Raw genomic sequence first — 18431 nt, 5'->3', positions numbered from 1 at the left:
CTCTCCCGCAAGGCCTGCTCACCCGTGTTTGACGTCGCCGTCTTCGGCTCCCTCTTTCTGACCCTTTTTGTCATCATGGATCCCCCTGGGATCACCCCGATCTTCCTCGCGCTGACCGCCGGACGCCCCGCCAAGGTGCAGAAGCGGATGGCCTTCCAAGCGGTGTGTGTGGCCGGAGGCGTGATCGCCGTCTTCGGGCTGCTCGGGCACCAGATCCTGAACTACCTGCACGTGTCGGTGCCGGCGCTGATGATCGCGGGCGGTCTGCTGCTCCTGCTCATCGCGCTCGACCTGCTGACCGGCAAGACCGACGAGCCGAAGCAGACCAAGGACGTCAACGTGGCCCTCGTACCGCTGGGCATGCCGCTGCTGGCGGGCCCCGGTGCGATCGTGTCCGTCATCCTGGCCGTGCAGAAGGCCGACAGTGTGGCCTCGCAGGTGTCGGTGTGGTCGGCGATCCTCGCGATCCATGTCGTGCTGTGGCTGGTCATGCGGTACTCGCTGCTGATCATCCGCGTCATCAAGGACGGCGGCGTGGTCCTGGTGACCCGGCTCGCGGGCATGATGCTCTCCGCGATCGCCGTACAGCAGATCATCAACGGGGTCACTCAGGTGATCCGGGCCGGCTGAGGCCGTCTCCGCCGCCTGCCGGCCGGAACGCACAGAGCCCCGTGGGGCGCCGGTCGTTCCGGCTGCCTCACGGGGCTCTGAAGTCTGTGGATGGTGATCCGTACGTTATGAGGCCGAGGTGTCGGCCGGACGGATCCACAGCCGCTGCCCGATGGCGGCGGCCTGCTGAACGATCCGGTTGACGGAGGCGGCGTCCACGACGGTGGTGTCCACGGGCGTACCGTCGACGTCGTCGAGTCGCAGGATTTCGAAGCGCATTGGCTTCCCCCTTCGTCTGGTCATCCTCCTGAGGAGAACTACTTGGCGTAAGGCCCATGAGGCGTCAGTGCCCCCTGTTCCATAGCTAGCCAACGCGCTGCGTGTTACAGACATTCCCTACGCTAATAAAATTTTTCGAACGTCTAACTACTGACCGGTAAACAGGTTTGCGGAGACTGAACGGGACCGGTTGTGTTCGCAGCGTGACCGCCGGGACAATGGTCGCGATGAACGACGACCTCGTGGCCCTGGCGGCCCGCATCGACCGCACCAATGAACTGCTCCAGCGCATGCTCGCCGAGGTGGCGAAGACGCCCTCGACCCATGCGATCTTCGTCGACGCGGGGTACCTCTACGCGGCCGCCGGCCGGCTGGTCACCGGGACCGAGGACCGCCGCGCCTTCGAACTGGACGCCGAGGGCCTGATCGAGGCGCTCATCGATCGCGCCCGCACGATCTTCGCGGACAGCAGGCTGCTGCGGGTCTACTGGTACGACGGCGCCCGGCGCCGCATCCACACCGCCGAGCAGCAATCCATCGCGGAGCTACCGGACGTGAAGGTGCGCCTGGGCAACCTCAACGCCAACAACCAGCAGAAGGGCGTCGACTCCCTGATCCGGTCGGACCTGGAGTCACTGGCCCGACACCGCGCCATCAGCGACGCCGCGCTCCTCGGCGGCGACGAGGACCTGGTGTCGGCCGTCGAGGCGGCGCAGGGATACGGCGCCCGGGTCCACCTGTGGGGCATCGAGGCCCCAGAAGGCCGCAACCAGGCCGAGCCCCTCCTCTGGGAGGTCGACAGCCAGCGCACCCTCGACCTCGACTTCTTCAAGCCGTACGTGTTCCGGCGCACCGCTCCGGCCTACGAGTCGTCGTCGGCGATCGCCCGGCCCACGCGTGAGGACGTCCGCTTCGTGGGCGCCCAGGTCGCCGCGAAATGGCTTGCGGCGCGTGGCCGCGACGCACTGGTGGACCTCCTGCCCGGCCATCCGTACCTGCCCGGGTCGGTCGACCAGGACCTGCTGGTGGAGGCCGAGGGGCTCCTCTCGTACTCGCTCCGCGGCCAGGCGGACCTGCGGCGCGCGCTGCGGGACGGCTTCTGGGAGCACTTGCGGACGCAGTACTAGAGCTTTTCCGGGGCCGGCTCTTCCCGGGAGGCGGCGATGTCCGCGACCGGCTCTTCCGGAGCCGCCGACGACGAATGGGCCTACCCGGTGTGCTTGTCCCAGAAGCCCGCGAGGGCGCGGGCGGTCGGGAGGGGCTGGTCCAGGTTCGGTGAGTGCTCGGCGCCCGGTACGACCGTCCGGTGCGCGCCCAGCCGTACCGCCATCTCGTCCAGGACGGTCACCGGCCAGGTGTCGTCGCGGGTGCCCGACAGGACGTGGAACGGCAGCGGGAGGGCGGCGAGTTCGTCGACTCGGTCCGGCTCGCTGCACAACTGGCCGCCGGTAGCGCGCAGTTGGGCGGGCTTGGTGCCCAGCCAGCGGCGGCGCAGCTGCTCCTGGGTGCCGAGCCCACGGGCGGGGCCGCCGACCTCCTCGGGCGGCCCCATGGCCCGGATCGCCTCCCACATCTCAGCCATCGTCAGCACCGAGAGCGCGTCCCGCAGCAGCTTCACACGCTGCTCCTGGGAGACGGAGATCTGGGCGGGACCCGAGGCGACGAGGGTCAGCGAGGCGAAGGGGGAGTGGTCCAGGAGGGCGGCGGAGCGGGCGATCTGGCCGCCGAGGGAGTGCCCGACGAGATGCACGGGAGCGCCGAGCGCCTCGGCCTGCGCGAGCACGTCCCGCGCCAACTCGGCCCGCGCGTACGCCGATTCGTCCTCGGCCGGTCCGTCGGACTCGTACTGCCCCCGCCCGTCCACGGCGACGGTCCGGTACCCGCGCACCGCGAGCGGCTCGTGCACCAGATTGAAGTCCTCCTTGCTCCCCGTGAACCCGGGCAGTATCAACGCCACGCCCTTCACCTCGGTGCCGGCGACCGCGGGCATGTCGACGACGGCGAACTCACCGCGCGCGGTGCGCAGGGGGTAGGCGCGAGCGCCGGGGGGTGTGTCGAAGTCGGTGGGGTTGGTCACGGGGGGAGGTTATCGGGAACGGCGTAACGGCGCGGTGGGCGCGGAAACGCCGAGGGCCCGGCCCACGTGTGTGTGGACCGGGCCCTCGGGGCTGTGCTCAGTGCTCCGCTCAGCTCTCCGCGGAGTCGGCCGCGGCTGCCGCCTTGCGGGTGCGGCGTGCCTTGGGCTTCGCCTCGGCGGTGTCTGCCTCCGGTGCCGGTGCCGTTGCCGCGGTCTTGCGGGTGCGGCGGGGCTTGGGCTCCGGTTCCTGCGCGGTCTGGGCGGGGATGTCGGCGGTGGCCGTCGTCTCCGGCTCGGTGGCCTTGCGGGTGCGGGTGCGGCGGGGCTTGGCCTCGGTGGCTTCGGCGGTGTCGACTGCCGTCTCGGCCGGCGTTGCCGCGGTCTTGCGGGTGCGGCGGGGCTTGGTCTCGGTGGCTTCGGCCGTGTCGACCGCCGCCTCCGCGGCAACCGTCGCCTTGCGCGCACGCCGGGGCTTGGCTTCCGCGGTCTCCGTCGGCGCCGTGTCGGTCGTCTCCGGGGCGGCGGCCGCGGTCTTGCGGGTGCGACGCGGCTTGGCCTCGGTGGCTTCGGCGGTGTCGACCGCCGTCTCGGCCGCGGCTGCGGTCTTGCGGGTGCGGCGTGCCTTGGGCTTCGCCTCGGCTTCGGCGGCCTCCGCTTCAGGTGCCGGTGCCGGTGCCGGTGCCGGTGCCGTTGCCGCGGCCTTGCGGGTGCGGCGGGGCTTGGGCTCCGGTTCCTGCGCGGTCTGGGCGGGGATGTCGGCGGTGGCCGTCGTCTCCGGCTCGGTGGCCTTGCGGGTGCGGGTGCGACGCGGCTTGGCCTCGGTGGCTTCGGCGGTGTCGACTGCCGTCTCGGCCGCCGTTGCCGCGGTCTTGCGGGTGCGGCGGGGCTTGGTCTCGGTGGCTTCGGCCGTGTCGACCGCCGCCTCCGCGGCAACCGTCGCCTTGCGCGTACGGCGGCGCGGGGTGGTGGCCGGGGCCTCGGCGGGCTCCGCCGGCGCCTGCTCCGGGACCCGCGTGGTCTCGGCCGGGGTCACCGTCGTCTCCGTCGCCACCGCGGACTTGCGGGTACGGCGGCGGCGCGGCTGCTCCGGGGCGTCGAGGACCGTGCCCTCCGCCGTTGCCACGGCGGTCTCCGCAGCCGGGGACTCGGCGGCCGGGGACTGGGTGGCCGGGGACTGGGCGGCCGGGGACTGGGCGGTCGTGCCCGTGGCCGGCGTCGACTCCAGGCCCGAGCCGCCGCGGGTACGGCGACGGCGGCGCGGGGTACGGGACGCGGTGCCGTCCTCCGCCGCGGGCGTCTGCTCGGGTGCGGTGGTCGCCTCGGTCGCGATCGGCTGCGTCGCCTCCAGCGCCGTACCACCGCGCGTACGGCGGCGACGACGCGGCGTACGCGCCGGGCGCTCACGGTCGGCGGACCGGGACTCCGTCCGGTCGCCCCGGTCGGGACGGTCTCCGCGGCCACCGCGAGCGCGTGCCCCGCGGCCGCCCGGCTCGCCCAGGTCCTCCAGCTCCTCCGCCGCGAGGCCGGCACGCGTGCGCTCCGCACGCGGCAGGACACCCTTCGTGCCTGCGGGGATGTTCAGTTCCTCGAAGAGGTGCGGGGACGTGGAGTACGTCTCCGGCGGGTCGTTGAAGTCCAGCTCCAGCGCCTTGTTGATCAGCTGCCAGCGCGGGATGTCGTCCCAGTCGACGAGGGTGATCGCGATGCCCTTTGCGCCCGCGCGGCCCGTACGGCCGATGCGGTGCAGGTACGTCTTCTCTTCCTCGGGCGACTGGTAGTTGATGACGTGGGTGACACCCTCGACGTCGATGCCGCGCGCGGCGACGTCGGTGCAGACGAGGACGTCCACCTTGCCGTTGCGGAAGGCGCGCAGCGCCTGTTCGCGGGCGCCCTGGCCGAGGTCGCCGTGGACCGCGCCGGAGGCGAAGCCCCGGCGCTGGAGCTGCTCGGCGATGTCGGCGGCCGTGCGCTTGGTGCGGCAGAAGATCATCGCCAGACCGCGGCCCTCGGACTGCAGGATGCGGGCGACCAGCTCCGGCTTGTCCATGGAGTGCGCGCGGTAGACGTGCTGCGCGATGTTCGCGACGGTCGCGCCCTGGTCGTCCGGCGCGGTGGCGCGGATGTGCGTGGGCTGCGACATGTAGCGGCGGGCCAGGCCGATGACCGCGCCCGGCATGGTCGCCGAGAACAGCATGGTCTGGCGCTTCGGCGGAAGCATGTTGATGATCTTCTCGACGTCGGGCAGGAAGCCCAGGTCGAGCATCTCGTCGGCCTCGTCGAGGACGAGCGACTTGATGTGCTTGAGGTCGAGCTTCTTCTGGCCCGCGAGGTCCAGCAGCCGGCCCGGGGTGCCGACGACGACATCGACGCCCTTCTTGAGGGCCTCGACCTGGGGCTCGTACGCCCGGCCGCCGTAGATCGCGAGGACGCGCACGTTGCGCACCTTGCCCGCGGTCAGCAGGTCGTTGGTGACCTGCGTGCACAGCTCGCGCGTGGGGACGACGACGAGCGCCTGCGGAGCGTCGGTGAGGTCCTCGGGCTGGGCGCGCCCGGCCTCCACGTCGGCGGGGACGGTCACGCGCTCGAGGAGCGGGAGGCCGAAGCCCAGCGTCTTGCCGGTGCCGGTCTTGGCCTGGCCGATGACGTCGGTGCCGGTCAGGGCAACGGGGAGCGTCATTTCCTGGATGGGGAAGGGATTGATGATGCCGACGGCCTCAAGGGCTTCGGCGGTCTCGGGAAGGATCCCGAGCTCTCGGAACGTCGTAGTCAGGGTGCTGCCTCTTCTGTGTGGGCGGTGCGAGGCGAGCGCGGGGGTCGTGTCGGGACCGTGCCGGGGGGACGTCGGCTGCCTTACGGGTAGGCCGTAGGGCACGGGACCACTGCCGACGCTCTAGCGCTCGAACCGCTGAGGGTTCCCTCCGATCGTCGTACGCACAGTGCCGTACGGTCAGGGAGGGCTGTCGGGTCGGAGCCGATCGGGCCACCGACCGGGCATCCTCATACGTGCGGCCTGTCGAGGTACGACTCAGTACCAGCAGGCGCATTACCACCATACCCCGGAATCGCGCACACGTGATGGCCGATTCGGTCATGTAGTCGTCGTCACACCGATTCGCGTAGTCGTGGTCACACTGATTGACCAGGGACTTCCGTCACACGGCAGGCGAGCTATTGTGCGCTTCATGACGAGCTCTGACAAGCCCGAGAACGCCTCCGAGAACGCCTCCGAAACTGCCGCACCCGCCAAGGCTGCCGGGTCCGTCCAGCACACCGGAGTCGCCGCCCAGGACTGGGCGCAGGCCTCCACCGAGCCGCAGTACCGCGCGGCGGTCGTGGACCTGCTCGGTGCGCTGGCGTACGGCGAGTTGGCGGCGTTCGAGCGGCTCGCGGAGGACGCCAAACTCGCGCCGACGCTGGCGGACAAGGCCGAGCTGGCGAAGATGGCGTCGGCCGAGTTCCACCACTTCGAGCGGCTGCGCGACCGGCTCACGGAGATCGGTGAGGAGCCGACCCACGCGATGGAGCCCTTCGTCGCCGCGCTCGACGGATTCCACAAGCAGACGGCACCCTCGGACTGGCTGGAGGGGCTGGTCAAGGCGTACGTCGGCGACTCGATCGCCAGCGACTTCTACCGTGAGGTCGCGGCCCGCCTCGACTCGGACACACGCGAGCTCGTCCTGGCCGTCCTCGACGACACCGGGCACGCCGGCTTCGCCGTGGAGAAGGTGCGCGCGGCCATCGACGCGGACCCGCGCGTGGGCGGACGGCTCGCGCTGTGGGCGCGGCGGCTGATGGGCGAGGCCCTGTCGCAGTCCCAGCGGGTGGTCGCCGACCGGGACGCGCTGTCGACGATGCTCGTCGGCGGTGTCGCGGACGGCTTCGACCTCGCCGAGGTCGGCAGGATGTTCTCCAGGATCACCGAGGCGCACACCAAGCGGATGGCGGCACTGGGGCTGGCCGCCTAGTCCTCCCCGTCCTCCCCGTCCTCCCCCTCGCGGTGCTCTTGACGGCGACGAGAGTCTTCGGCGGTTACGCCGGTGCCGATCGTCGCCGGAGTCTTCCCGCGGGGCGGAGCAGCAGCGAGAGCGAGGCGGTGGAGATGACCGCCGCGCCGAGGAGGCTCGGCAGGACGCTGCCGGGGCCCAGCGCGCTGTGGGTGACGAAGTCACCGAAGAGGGCTCCGGCGACGCCTGTCGCGAACACCAGCGCGCGGGCCGGCAGGCGGTGGGAGAAGCGGTGGTTCGCCGCCCATGCGAGCAGGGCACCGAGCACAGCGGAACCGAGCGCTTCCAAGATCATGTCAGGTCCCTCCCAAGCGGCCGGACTGTGCACCAAGGTCGTAGGCCGTCCTACCCGTGACCTGCGGAATGCAATCCTCCCCTGTGGATGAGTTGTGCTCCGTTCGTGGAGAAAACGATCAGCGGGGCCCCGCGACGGATGTCGCGGGGCCCCGCTGATCGTTTTCTGCTACCGCTGTGCGGACTGCTGGCGCGGACTACAGCGCGCCGAAGCCCACCTTGCGCGGGGCCGGCTCGCCGAGCTCGACGTAGGCGAGGCGGTCCGCCGGGACCAGGACCTTGCGCCCGTGCTCGTCCACGAGGCTCAGCAGCTGCGACTTCCCGGCCAGTGCCTCGGCCACGGCCCGCTCGACCTCCTCGGCACTCTGACCGCTCTCCAGAACGATCTCGCGGGGCGCGTGCTGCACGCCGATCTTGACCTCCACGGCTATGTCCCTCCGACGGTCAGTGAAGTGCGCGACCATTCCGCGCCGTACGCAGCACACATTAGCCCGGCGAGGGGACGTGCACGCTCCGGCCGAGAACGCCAGGAGCGAACAGTGACCGGGAACAAACCCGCACCGGGCTACGCCACGGGTACTCCGCCGGGGCAGGTCAGTGGTGATCGGTGCCGTGCAGAGGGAAGCCCGCGATGCCCCGCCAGGCCAGCGAGGCCAGCAGCTGGACCGCCTGGTCGCGCGGGACGCTGCGGTCGCTGTGCAGCCAGGAGCGGGCCACCACCTGGGCGAGGCCGCCCAGACCGGAGGCCAGCAGCATCGACTCGGCGCGCGAGAGACCGGTGTCCTCGGCGATGACCTCGCAGATCGCCTCGGCGCACTCGGTGGTGACCTTGTCGACGCGCTCGCGCACGGCGGGCTCGTTGGTCAGGTCCGACTCGAAGACCAGGCGGAAGGCGCCGCCGTCGTCCTCGACGTACGCGAAGTAGGCGTCCATCGTCGCCCGGACACGCTGCTTGTTGTCGGTCGTTGACGCCAGTGCGGTCCGTACCGACTGGATCAGCGACTCGCAGTGCTGGTCCAGCAGGGCGAGGTAGAGGTCGAGCTTGCCCGGGAAGTGCTGGTAGAGCACGGGCTTGCTGACGCCGGCGCGCTCGGCGATGTCGTCCATCGCCGCCGCGTGATAGCCCTGCGCGACGAAGACCTCCTGGGCGGCGCCCAGCAGTTGGTTCCGTCGGGCTCGGCGCGGCAGGCGAGTGCCACGCGGGCGCGCCGCCTCAGTTTGCTCGATGGCTGTCACGCCGCCTCCCAAAGTCGTCCACTTGCGGTGTGCGCCGCGTCGCCATCGTACTTTTCGGTAACCCTGGTGTGCGCGGTGCGAGCGGAGAATTTCACGGACCGGACGCCGATTAAAACGGAGCAGATCGGTGTGTACGGGTAGATGCCGGGCAGGCCGGGGTTCCGTTCCTGCTCAGGGCGCTGCCCGATGGCCGCCTTCCTTGCCAGGCGGTAGTCGTCGCTCAGCGGTGGTCGTCGCTCAGCGGTAGTCGTCCTCGTCCAGGGACACGACGCGTGCCTGCTCGATGAGGTCGGCCTCGTTCGCGCGGGCCGGGTCCACGTCCTCGATGGGGTCGTCGCGTTCCGGCGCGATGTCCGCGAACTGTTCCGCCGCGACGTTCTCCGGGGCCTCGACGTCGATCTCCGGTGGATCCTCCGCCTGGAAAATCTCTGGATCCTCCGCCTGGAACTCCTCGAACACCTCGGGGTCGGTGGGGTCAACGGCCATGACGGGCTCCCTTCCTCGAACGTCCCTGCAACAAGCAGGGGCTACATGCGGGTGCCCTTTCTATGAGCCTAGGAGACACCCGATCCGGACGCTATGCGATCCGCCCGTGATCTGTGACGGCGAACACATGAGCCACTATGTGATCGTCTCGTAACATTGCCGCATGTCGTCGACCGAGCTGCCGTCCGTACCACCCACCGATCTGCTTCCGGAAGCGGCCGCCGTCAGGGTCGCGGAGGGCGAGCGGCTCAGGTCGGTCGGGCTGCCCGGGGTCACGCTGTCGGTGCGGTCGAGGCCACCCGCGCGTGAGGGGCTGCCGCCCGCGCTGTATGTCCACGGCCTCGGCGGTTCCTCCCAGAACTGGTCGTCGCTGATGGCGCTGCTCGACGGGGTCGTCGAGAGCGAGGCGCTGGACCTGCCCGGCTTCGGCGACTCCCCGCCGCCGGACGACGGTGACTACTCGATCACGGGGCACGCGCGCGCGGTCATCCGTTACCTCGACTCGGCCGGACGCGGGCCCGTACACCTCTTCGGCAACTCGCTCGGCGGCGCGGTCGCCACGCGCGTGGCCGCGGTGCGGCCCGACCTCGTCCGGACGCTCACGCTTGTTTCGCCCGCGCTGCCGGAGCTGCGGGTGCAGCGGACCGCGGTGCCGACGGGGCTGCTCGGGTTTCCCGGCGTGGCGGCGCTGTTCACCCGGTTCACCAAGGAGTGGACGGCGGAACAGCGGGTGCGCGGCGTCATGGCGCTCTGCTACGGGGACCCCGGGAGGGTGACTCCGGAGGCGTTCGGCCACGCGGTGGCGGAACTGGAGCGGCGGCTGCGGCTCCCGTACTTCTGGGACGCGATGACGCGGTCCGCGCGCGGGCTGGTCAACGCGTACACGCTGGGCGGCCAGCACGGGCTGTGGCGCCAGGCCGAACGGGTCCTCGCGCCGACCCTCCTCGTCTACGGCGGCCGGGACCAACTCGTCGGCTTCCGCATGGCGCAGAGGGCGGCCCGCACCTTCCGCGACTCCCGCCTGCTGACCCTGCCGAACGCCGGGCATGTGGCAATGATGGAGTACCCCGATACGGTGGCTACGGCGTTCGGCGAGCTTCTCGCGTATGCGGAGGGCTCCGGGGGCGGGCGCGCCGGTGTCTCCGACGGTGACGCCGATTCCGTCCGACGTACGAGTACCGGGAGCTGAAGCGCGAGGTGGGACGCCACAGCCGCCGCGGTCCCGCGCCGAAGAGCGCGGGCGAGACGGATATCGGGGAGAGAGTGCCGCCGGCGCGATTCGCGCCACCGGCTCCGCCGCCGACGGACGGTACGCCTGCGCATGGTGTGCCGCGTTTCCCGGACGGTACGCCTGCGCATGGTGTGCCGCGTTTCGCTGACGGCACCCCCGCCCACGGCACGCCCCGTCTCCCCGACGGCACCCCCGCCCATGGGTTCCCCCGAGTTCGTGGTGGGCACCCCGAACAGCGTGAAACCGGGGGCGGCTGGGGCGAGTTGGGGGGACAGACGGTCGGCGGGGTCGGCTACGGGCGGCCGGGTGGGCCCGGGCCCGTGGTACCGAGGCAGCGGCAGGCACCTCCGACGAGCCCGCGGCAGGACTACCTCGACGCCTTCACCCAGGACGACGACGTCTTCGCACCCCGCGCCTCCGCCTCTGCACTCACCACGGATCCGTACGCCCCCGTCACCGACCGGGCCACGGACGCACCCCGGACCAACACGGGCACCGGCATCGGCACCGGCCCCGGCGTCGATGACGACGACGCGCCGCCGACCGGCGAGCCCGTGCGCGAGAAGGGCGCCAAGGGCCGGACCTTCACCGGCATAGCGGCCGCCGCCGTCACCACCGTGCTGGCCGTCGTCGTCGCCGGGCAGGTCACCGACGGTCGGGACGAGAGCGCCGTACGGTCGCAGTCCGCCCCCGACCAGGTCGGCGGCTCCCGTCCCTCGGCGGCGTCGAGCGCATCCGCGTCGCCCGAGGTGGTGACGCTGACGTATGCGCAGAAGATGGACGAGAAGTACGCGCTGAGTGCCACGCTCAAGGGCTCGGGAAAGTTCGACGCGGTTCCTGGTGTCGACAAGGCGCCCGGGAAGGGGCAGAAGTACACGTACCGCGTGGACGTGGAGCAGGGGCTCGGGCTCGACGGTGAACTCTTCGCGCAGGCCGTGCAGAAGACGCTCAACGACGACCGGAGCTGGGCCCACAACGGCGCCCGCACCTTCGAGCGGATCCACTCCGGCAAGCCCGACTTCGTGATCACCCTGGCCAGCCCCGGCACCACCGCCGCCTGGTGCGCCAAGTCCGGCCTGGACACCACCGAGGACAACGTGTCCTGCGACTCCGCCTCCACCGAGCGCGTCATGATCAACGCCTATCGCTGGGCGCAGGGCTCGAAGACGTACGGTGACGACATTCACGCCTACCGGCAGATGCTGATCAATCACGAGGTCGGCCACCGCCTCGGCCACAGCCACGTGACGTGCGACAAGGACGGCGAACTCGCCCCGGTCATGCAGCAGCAGACCAAGTTCCTCGACCACGGCGGAATCCACTGTCTGCCCAACCCCTGGGCGTACCCCAGCAGTTGACATCGGGCTCGTCGGCCCCTTCGGTATGAGCAAGTTCCTGGCCGCCGTACCCGCCCTCGACCCGGCGGTGGCGGCCCTGCGCCGGGCCGCGCGATGTGAGCTGGGGAATACGTGACGTTGCGCGTCCAAGCGATCTCCTAGCGCGACGAAACGCGAGCCGCACGGGAAAGTTACGACCGTTCACCCCTTTTGGTGGCGCGATGGACAACCGTCCATCGCGCTACCGCCTTGTCCGCATACGTTCTTCCCGCTGTGAGCCGCCGAACCAACGGCGGCTCCCCCTACGGGAGATCGGGGTGCACTCGTGCGCATCGGACTGCTTACGGAGGGTGGCTATCCGTATGTGAGCGGTGACGCCAGGCTCTGGTGCGACCGGCTCGTGCGCGGGCTCGGGCAGCACGAGTTCGACATCTACGCGCTCAGTCGCAGCGAGCGCCAGGAGGACGAGGGCTGGATCGAGCTTCCGTCGCACGTCGGCCGCGTGCGTACGGCACCGCTCTGGACGGCCGGTGACGACGGGGTGGTCCACGGGCGCCGCGCGCGCCGGCGGTTCACCGAGTGCTACGGGGAGCTTGTGACTGCGTTGTGCGCGGGGGGCGCAGGGGGCGCGCAGCAGTCGTCGCCGGACTCCTCCGGTGAATCCGGGGAGGTCTGCGCCTCCGAGGCGGACCGTTTCAGCAGTGCGCTGTACGGGCTCGCCGAACTCGCCCGCGACGAGGGCGGACTGGTGGGCGCGCTCCGCTCCGAGCGCGCCGTACGCGCACTGGAGTGCGCCTGTCGTGCGCCCGGCGCGATGCGCGCGGCACGTGAGGCGCGCGTCCCCGATCTGCTCGCCGTCGCCGCGCACCTCGAACACGCCCTGCGCCCCCTCTCGCTCGACTGGTACGAGGACGACGGGCTCGGCTCGGCCGATCTGTGCCACGCGGCGTCCGGCGGCGCGGCGGCCCTGCCCGGACTCCTCGCCCGCCACTTCTTCGGCGTTCCCCTGCTGGTCACCGAGTACGGGGTCCGGCTGCGCACGCACTATCTGGCCTCCGGCGCCGGCCCGACCGCCGAGGCCGCCCCCTCCGTACGAGCCCTGCTCGCCGCCTTCCACGGCAGGCTCGCCGCAGAGGTCTACCGGCGGGCCGCCCGCGTCACGCCCGGCAACGCGCACGCCCGCCGCTGGCAGGAGCGCTGCGGCGCCGGCCGGGACAAGCTCCGCACCGTCTACCCCGGCATGGACGCCTCGCCCTTCGCGGAGGTGGGAGAGGCGCCCGAGTGCGCGGACCCGGACACGCTGGTGTGGGTCGGCCGGATCGAACCGGCCAAGGACCTGGTGTCCCTGCTGCACGCCTTCGCCGAGGTCCGCAAGGAGGAGCCGAAGACAAGCCTGCGCATCGTCGGCGCGGCCGTCGGTGCCGAGGGCGAGGCGTATCTGGGGCACTGCAAGGCGCTGGCCGCGCAGCTCTTCCCCGACGAGGCGGAGGGCCCGCACACCGTGGGCGACAACCCGGTGTCCTTCGAGGAGATCGGCGGCCCGGAGGCCCCTACGGTCGCGGAGGCGTACGCGTCGGGCGCGGTGACCGTCCTGTCGAGCGTCGTCGAGGGCTTCCCCATCAGCCTTGTCGAGGCCATGTTCTGCGGCCGCGCCACGGTCTCCACCGACGTCGGCGCGGTGGTGGAGGTCATCGGTGGCACCGGACTCGTCGTGCCTCCGCGCAACCCGCGGGCGCTCGCCGAGGCGTGCGTGACGCTGCTGCGTGACCCCGAGCGCCGTGCGCGGCTGGGTGCCGCGGCACGCGCCCGTGCGCTCGAACTGTTCACCGTCGAGCAGAACATCGCGGCATTTCACGGCATTTACCTGGAGATCGTCTCGCACTCCCCGGTCAACCGGGTCGCCCTCGACCGCACGGGCGAGCCATTGCCCTTCGCCGTCCCCGCCGAGGCCCACCTGCCCGGCCGCTGGACAGGACCGGTCGCCCGTGTCGCCGCCCGCGGCGGCCCCGGCTGGGCCGCAGGACCGCCGGTGCGGGAGACGGCTCCGGTGCGAGCCGCCTCTTCGGTGGTGGCGAGGGTCACGGCGGAGGGGGCGCGATGAGCGGGCTGGGAGAGCTGGACCGGCCCGGGACACCGGGCCGCCCCGGCCCGTGGGATGCGCAGTCGCACGACTGGCTCGTGGAGGAGAGTGAGTCGGACGGCTCGGAGGCTGCGGGGGGCGCCCGGGACGTGGACGTACCGGACGCGCAGGGTGTACCGGACGCACGGGGTGCGCAGGGGGTACCGCACGCACGGGATGCACAGGACGTGCCGGACGCATGGGATGCACAGGGCGCGCAGGAACGGGGCGAGTCCGGCGCGCGCGCCGGAGCAGCGAGTGTCGGAGCGCCCCCCGACGAACCCGTCAGCGGCGTGCGTTCCGGTGCGACGACCGGCGGCCGCAGGACCACTGCCCCCCGCCGCGGCGCGGCCGATCCCGTCAAGGCGCTGATGCACCGTCACCGGGAACTGTGCGAGCGAGCCGTGGATCCCCTGGAGATCGCGGCAGGTCTCGAGGCGCACGGAGTCACCGACCGGACCGCAGCGCGCTTCCGCCACCGGGACGTCTTCTCCCTCGCGGAGGAGATGTACGCGCGCGTCCCCCGCACCGGCGAGGAGTCCCCGCGCCCAGCAGCCCCCGTGACCACCCGGCCACGCGCGGACTGGGCCCTGCTCGCCCTTCTGCCGGGAGTGCTGTGCGCGGCCACGACGGTCGGCCTGCGGCTCACCACGGGACAACCACGCCTGATCACGGCCGCCGCGGGCGCCGTCGCCGTGGCCGTCGGCCTGCGGGCAGCGCTCGGCCGCGGCCCGCTGAGCGCCGCGCGCCGCACCCGTTCCGGCTCGCACACGACCGGCACCAGCACCTGGACATGGTGGCTCCTCGCCTACGCCGCCCTCGGGGACGGTCTGCTCCGCGGCGCCGTCGAAGGAGGCCCCGACGTCCTGCCGACCGGCACCCCGGACGGCCCCTGGCCCCTTGCCACGGCCCCCGTCCTGGCCCTCGCCCTGGCCTGCGCCCCAGCCGCCTGGACCGCCCACCTCCTCGCCGTACGCGCCCGCCGCAAACTGACGGCCAGCCGCGGCCTGGCGGAGTTCGCCGCCTCCGTACGACCGCTGCTGCTCGGCACCTTCGCCCTGTACCTGTGCGCGCTGACGGCCCTGCTGGCCCTGTGCGCCGCGGCCCTGGGCGAGTCCGCCGCCTATGCCCAGGCCCTCACCCTCGGCGCCCTGCTCCTGCTCGCCCGCCTCCTCACCGTCCACGGCTTCACCCACGCCCCCGTGCTCGTCCTCGGCGCCACGGCCATGGCCGAAGCGGCCGCCCTGAGCAGCGTGTTCGCGGGCCGTCTCCCGGGCTGCGCCTTCCTGGCCGCGCCCGTCGAGACCCTGGTGGAGGCCTGGGGCCCGGGCGGTGTCCCCGCTCTCGTCTGCGGCACGGCGGCGCTGACCCTGCTGGTGCACGCGACCCGCACCCTGACCCGCGCCTCGGCCCACGCCCGACCGGAGGACTCGCCGTGACCGCGCGGCCCCCGCTCGGGCGCGCCCCGACCCCGTGACGACGGCACGCGACGCACACCCCCCTGCCGGACGCGCGCCGAACACCCCAATCCGCCATCCGCCCTGGGAGAACCGGCCCCCCGCGCCGGAGGCAACCGCCCCACCCCCTCGAAGGAGAACACGAGATGACCACCTCCCGATCCGGAGCGTCCGGAGCCACCGGAACATCCGGAACGCGCACCCCGGGAGCCGCGCGATGAGGGTCCTGCTGATCGGAGCCAACGGCTACCTCGGCCGCTTCGTCGCCGACCGACTGCTCGCCGACCCGGCCGTCCAGCTCACCGCGCTCGGCCGCGGCGACGACGCCGACGTCCGCTTCGACCTCGCGTCCGGCAGCCCCGGCGCGCTCACCCGTTTCCTCGACGCGGTCCACCCCCAGGTCGTCATCAACTGTGCGGGCGCCACCCGCGGCGGCGCCCGCGAGCTCACCCGGCACAACACCGTCGCCGTCGCCACCGTCTGCGAGGCCCTGCGCCGCAGCGGCTGCGGCGCCCGCCTGGTGCAGATCGGCTGCGGTGCCGAGTACGGCCCCAGCCAGTCCGGCTCCTCCACGGCCGAGGACGCCGTCCCGCGCCCCGGCGGCCCCTACGGCGTCAGCAAGCTCGCCGCCACCGAACTCGTCCTCGGCTCCGGCCTGGACGCCGTCGTGCTGCGGGTCTTCTCTCCCGCCGGCCCCGGCACTCCCGCGGGCTCCCCGCTCGGCCGCCTCGCCGAGGCCATGCGCCGCGCCATGCAGTCCGGCGACGGCGAACTCAAGCTCGGCGGTCTCGGCGTCCAGCGCGACTTCATCGACGTGCGCGACGTGGCCCGCGCCGTCCACGCCGCCTCGCTCTCCGCCGCACAGGGCGTCATCAACATCGGCTCGGGCCGCGCCGTGCGCCTGCGGGACGCCGCCGCGATCCTCGCCCGCGTGGCCGGCTACGGCGGCGCCCTGCACGAACTCGACGGGCCTCCCGGCGGCCACCACCTGAGGGCCACCATCGGCCACCCCCGCACCGAATCCGACCACGCGGCCCCGGTCGCGTACCCGTACCCCGACGGCTGCGGCAGCTGGCAGCAGGCCGACGTGCGCACCGCACGCGACCGGCTCGGCTGGCGGCCCCGTATCAACCTCGAAGAGTCTCTCGCCGACATCTGGATGGAGGCGGCATGCCGCATCTGACCAGCTCGACGGCGGGTTCCGCGAGCACCGACGTCCGCACCGGTTTCGGCATCCCCGGCTACGCACACCCCCTGCTCGCCCCGACCGAGTGGGGCGAACTCACCCGCCCCGGGACACCACTGCACTGGGTCGTGCTCAACGTCGCCGACGGCCCCGGCACCCGCCCCGATCCGCACTGCCTGGAGGCCGCGGGCCGGGTGCGCAACGCGGGCGTCCGCGTCCTCGGCCACCTCGACACCGCCTACGGAGCCCGCCCTTTCGCCGACCTGATCTCCGACGCACACCGGTACCTCGACTGGTACCGGGTCGACGGCTTCCTGCTGAACCGCTGCCCGACCGAACGCACCGGACTCCCCGAGACGCGCCGCACGGTGACCACGCTCCGTGCCCTGCGCGACGACACCCACATCGTCCTCGGCCATGGCACCCACCCGTATCCCGGCTACGCGGAGAACGCCGACCAGCTCGTCACGTTCTCCGGCTCCTGGGGCGACTACCGCTGGTCGCAGGTGGCCGAGTGGACCGCCGACTACCCGCCCGAGCGCTTCTGTCACCTCGTCCACGGCGTTCCGCGCGGCCACCTCGACGAGGCGCTGCGCATCGCCCGCTGGCAGGGGGCCTCGACGATCTACTTCACCGACCGCACGGACCGTGACGGCTGCGCGGACCCCTGGGAGGGCATGCCCGGCTACTGGGACGAAATCGTCTCGCGGATCGGAACGGGTGTCTCGGAATGAAGAAGGCCGTGGCAGTGTTACAGGGAGAACAACTGTAGTGATTGACCGACCAACGGAGTCCCCGTGTCGTTGCCACCCCTGGTCGAGCCAGCCTCTGAGCTCACCGTAGACGAGGTCCGCAGGTACTCCCGCCACCTGATCATCCCCGACGTCGGGATGGACGGGCAGAAGCGGCTGAAGAACGCCAAGGTGCTCTGTGTCGGCGCCGGCGGCCTGGGCTCGCCCGCGCTGATGTACCTGGCCGCGGCGGGCGTGGGCACGCTCGGCATCGTGGAGTTCGACGAGGTCGACGAGTCGAACCTGCAGCGCCAGATCATCCACAGCCAGGCCGACATCGGCCGCTCCAAGGCCGAGTCGGCGCGCGACTCGGTCCTCGGCATCAACCCGTACGTGAACGTGATCCTTCACGAAGAGCGGCTCGAAGCCGAGAACGTGATGGACATCTTCAGCCAGTACGACCTGATCGTCGACGGCACGGACAACTTCGCGACCCGCTACCTGGTCAACGACGCCGCCGTGCTGCTGAACAAGCCGTACGTGTGGGGCTCGATCTACCGCTTCGACGGCCAGGCCTCCGTCTTCTGGTCCGAGCACGGCCCCTGCTACCGCTGCCTCTACCCGGAGCCCCCGCCGCCCGGCATGGTTCCCTCCTGCGCCGAGGGCGGCGTCCTGGGCGTGCTGTGCGCGTCCATCGGCTCCATCCAGGTCACCGAGGCGATCAAGGTCCTCACCGGCACCGGTGAGCCCCTGGTCGGCCGCCTGATGATCTACGACGCCCTGGAGATGCAGTACCGCCAGGTCAAGGTCCGCAAGGACCCCAACTGCGCGGTCTGCGGCGAAAACCCCACCGTCACCGAGCTCATCGACTACGAGGCCTTCTGCGGCGTCGTGTCCGAGGAGGCCCAGGAGGCGGCCGCCGGCTCGACGATCACTCCCAAGCAGCTCAAGGAGTGGATCGACGACGGTGAGAACATCGAGATCATCGACGTCCGCGAGATCAACGAGTACGAGATCGTCTCGATCCCCGGCGCCAAGCTGATCCCGAAGAACGAGTTCCTCATGGGCACCGCCCTGGAGACCCTCCCCCAGGACAAGAAGATCGTCCTGCACTGCAAGACGGGTGTCCGTAGCGCGGAAGTCCTCGCGGTCCTGAAGTCCGCGGGCTTCTCCGACGCCGTGCACGTCGGCGGCGGTGTGATCGGCTGGGTCAACCAGATCGAGCCGCACAAGCCGGTCTACTAATCAGCCCTTCCGCCGAACCGGCGGAACAGAAGAAGCCCACGGCTCTGACCAGTTCAGATGCTGTGGGCTTCTGTCGTTGTTGGTTGGCTTCGACTGACCTCGGACCGGCCCAGGGACGGCCCAGCGTCCCGCCAGCAGGG

General features: G+C 71.7%; 17 protein-coding genes. 10 read left to right on the top strand and 7 right to left on the bottom strand.

Translation table 11 applies throughout. The features are described from left to right. The first annotated feature begins 24 nt into the window (after window positions 1–24). Window positions 25–630 (top strand): MarC family protein, encoded by a 606-nt coding sequence (locus tag ACFY16_RS09235; RefSeq protein ID WP_390646469.1) that lies wholly within the window; start codon window positions 25–27, stop codon window positions 628–630. A 105-nt stretch (window positions 631–735) separates the two neighbouring features. On the opposite strand, the gene ACFY16_RS09230 is transcribed toward ACFY16_RS09235, so the two are convergent. Further along, on the bottom strand, window positions 736–888 hold the full coding sequence (locus tag ACFY16_RS09230) for a hypothetical protein (RefSeq protein ID WP_390646468.1): 153 nt from the start codon (window positions 886–888) through the stop codon (window positions 736–738). 227 nt (window positions 889–1115) lie between these two features. On the opposite strand from ACFY16_RS09230, the gene ACFY16_RS09225 reads away from it, so the two are divergent. Next, window positions 1116–2015, top strand: a complete 900-nt coding sequence (locus ACFY16_RS09225) for an NYN domain-containing protein (protein WP_390646467.1) — start codon at window positions 1116–1118, stop codon at window positions 2013–2015. Window positions 2016–2095: 80 nt separating this feature from the next. Here the strand turns inward: ACFY16_RS09225 and ACFY16_RS09220 are convergent, their stop codons facing one another. Together ACFY16_RS09220 and ACFY16_RS09215 are read right to left on the bottom strand one after the other, a co-directional pair. Then, a complete protein-coding gene (locus ACFY16_RS09220) occupies window positions 2096–2965 on the bottom strand; it encodes an alpha/beta fold hydrolase (RefSeq protein ID WP_390646466.1) in 870 nt (289 codons plus the stop codon). Window positions 2966–3074: 109 nt separating this feature from the next. Then, entirely contained in the window at window positions 3075–5642 is a 2568-nt protein-coding gene (locus ACFY16_RS09215) for a DEAD/DEAH box helicase (RefSeq protein ID WP_390646465.1), read from the bottom strand. A gap of 496 nt (window positions 5643–6138) precedes the next feature. Here ACFY16_RS09215 and ACFY16_RS09210 point away from each other — a divergent pair, with 496 nt between their 5' ends. Then, window positions 6139–6930, top strand: a complete 792-nt coding sequence (locus tag ACFY16_RS09210) for a ferritin-like domain-containing protein (protein WP_390646464.1) — start codon at window positions 6139–6141, stop codon at window positions 6928–6930. Window positions 6931–6994: 64 nt separating this feature from the next. Here ACFY16_RS09210 and ACFY16_RS09205 read toward each other — a convergent pair whose 3' ends face one another. The 4 genes from ACFY16_RS09205 to ACFY16_RS09190 form a co-directional block, all read right to left on the bottom strand. After that, window positions 6995–7264, bottom strand: a complete 270-nt coding sequence (locus tag ACFY16_RS09205) for a hypothetical protein (protein ID WP_390646463.1) — start codon at window positions 7262–7264, stop codon at window positions 6995–6997. 196 nt (window positions 7265–7460) lie between these two features. After that, window positions 7461–7688 carry a DUF3107 domain-containing protein gene (locus ACFY16_RS09200; protein WP_020119766.1) on the bottom strand — a complete coding sequence of 76 codons (228 nt, stop codon included), beginning with the start codon at window positions 7686–7688 and terminating at the stop codon, window positions 7461–7463. A 169-nt stretch (window positions 7689–7857) separates the two neighbouring features. Continuing rightward, on the bottom strand, window positions 7858–8499 hold the full coding sequence (locus tag ACFY16_RS09195) for a TetR/AcrR family transcriptional regulator (protein WP_390646462.1): 642 nt from the start codon (window positions 8497–8499) through the stop codon (window positions 7858–7860). Window positions 8500–8736: 237 nt separating this feature from the next. Further along, entirely contained in the window at window positions 8737–8985 is a 249-nt protein-coding gene (locus ACFY16_RS09190) for a hypothetical protein (protein WP_390646461.1), read from the bottom strand. 163 nt (window positions 8986–9148) lie between these two features. Here ACFY16_RS09190 and ACFY16_RS09185 point away from each other — a divergent pair, with 163 nt between their 5' ends. The 7 genes from ACFY16_RS09185 to moeZ all read left to right on the top strand — a co-directional run bounded on the left by ACFY16_RS09185 (window position 9149) and on the right by moeZ (window position 18291). After that, window positions 9149–10174 carry an alpha/beta fold hydrolase gene (locus ACFY16_RS09185; RefSeq protein WP_390646460.1) on the top strand — a complete coding sequence of 342 codons (1026 nt, stop codon included), beginning with the start codon at window positions 9149–9151 and terminating at the stop codon, window positions 10172–10174. 8 nt (window positions 10175–10182) lie between these two features. Then, window positions 10183–11574, top strand: a complete 1392-nt coding sequence (locus ACFY16_RS09180) for a DUF3152 domain-containing protein (protein WP_390646459.1) — start codon at window positions 10183–10185, stop codon at window positions 11572–11574. 304 nt (window positions 11575–11878) lie between these two features. Then, window positions 11879–13654: a DUF3492 domain-containing protein gene (locus ACFY16_RS09175; protein ID WP_390646458.1), complete on the top strand. Its 1776-nt coding sequence runs from the start codon at window positions 11879–11881 to the stop codon at window positions 13652–13654. After that, window positions 13651–15111 carry a hypothetical protein gene (locus tag ACFY16_RS09170; RefSeq protein ID WP_390646457.1) on the top strand — a complete coding sequence of 487 codons (1461 nt, stop codon included), beginning with the start codon at window positions 13651–13653 and terminating at the stop codon, window positions 15109–15111. Before ACFY16_RS09175 ends, ACFY16_RS09170 begins: the two co-directional genes overlap by 4 nt. 235 nt (window positions 15112–15346) lie before the next feature. Continuing rightward, window positions 15347–16312: an NAD-dependent epimerase/dehydratase family protein gene (locus tag ACFY16_RS09165; protein ID WP_390646456.1), complete on the top strand. Its 966-nt coding sequence runs from the start codon at window positions 15347–15349 to the stop codon at window positions 16310–16312. Next, complete coding sequence (locus tag ACFY16_RS09160; RefSeq protein ID WP_390646455.1) at window positions 16300–17049, top strand: spherulation-specific family 4 protein; 750 nt, start codon at window positions 16300–16302, stop codon at window positions 17047–17049. The genes ACFY16_RS09165 and ACFY16_RS09160 overlap by 13 nt, the downstream gene beginning before the upstream one ends. Window positions 17050–17112: 63 nt before the next feature. Next, window positions 17113–18291: an adenylyltransferase/sulfurtransferase MoeZ gene (gene moeZ, locus ACFY16_RS09155; RefSeq protein ID WP_390646454.1), complete on the top strand. Its 1179-nt coding sequence runs from the start codon at window positions 17113–17115 to the stop codon at window positions 18289–18291. Window positions 18292–18431: the final 140 nt, after the last annotated feature.

Source organism: Streptomyces sp. NPDC001315 (genome assembly GCF_042896175.1).
Classification (GTDB): Bacteria; Actinomycetota; Actinomycetes; order Streptomycetales; family Streptomycetaceae; genus Streptomyces.
The sequence above is the reverse complement of the archived record's forward strand: the minus strand, read 5'-3'. Positions and strand labels throughout refer to the sequence as shown.

What these genes read in the sequence shown, in the direction of transcription:
- ACFY16_RS09205 (WP_390646463.1), bottom strand. Translation starts at nt 7,264, where the DNA reads ATGATCTTGGAAGCGCTCGGTTCCGCTGTGCTCGGTGCCCTGCTCGCA.
- ACFY16_RS09215 (WP_390646465.1), bottom strand. Translation starts at nt 5,642, where the DNA reads ATGACGCTCCCCGTTGCCCTGACCGGCACCGACGTCATCGGCCAGGCC.
- ACFY16_RS09165 (WP_390646456.1), top strand. Translation starts at nt 15,347, where the DNA reads ATGAGGGTCCTGCTGATCGGAGCCAACGGCTACCTCGGCCGCTTCGTC.
- ACFY16_RS09190 (WP_390646461.1), bottom strand. Translation starts at nt 8,985, where the DNA reads ATGGCCGTTGACCCCACCGACCCCGAGGTGTTCGAGGAGTTCCAGGCG.
- ACFY16_RS09230 (WP_390646468.1), bottom strand. Translation starts at nt 888, where the DNA reads ATGCGCTTCGAAATCCTGCGACTCGACGACGTCGACGGTACGCCCGTG.
- ACFY16_RS09225 (WP_390646467.1), top strand. Translation starts at nt 1,116, where the DNA reads ATGAACGACGACCTCGTGGCCCTGGCGGCCCGCATCGACCGCACCAAT.
- ACFY16_RS09185 (WP_390646460.1), top strand. Translation starts at nt 9,149, where the DNA reads ATGTCGTCGACCGAGCTGCCGTCCGTACCACCCACCGATCTGCTTCCG.
- ACFY16_RS09160 (WP_390646455.1), top strand. Translation starts at nt 16,300, where the DNA reads ATGCCGCATCTGACCAGCTCGACGGCGGGTTCCGCGAGCACCGACGTC.
- ACFY16_RS09170 (WP_390646457.1), top strand. Translation starts at nt 13,651, where the DNA reads ATGAGCGGGCTGGGAGAGCTGGACCGGCCCGGGACACCGGGCCGCCCC.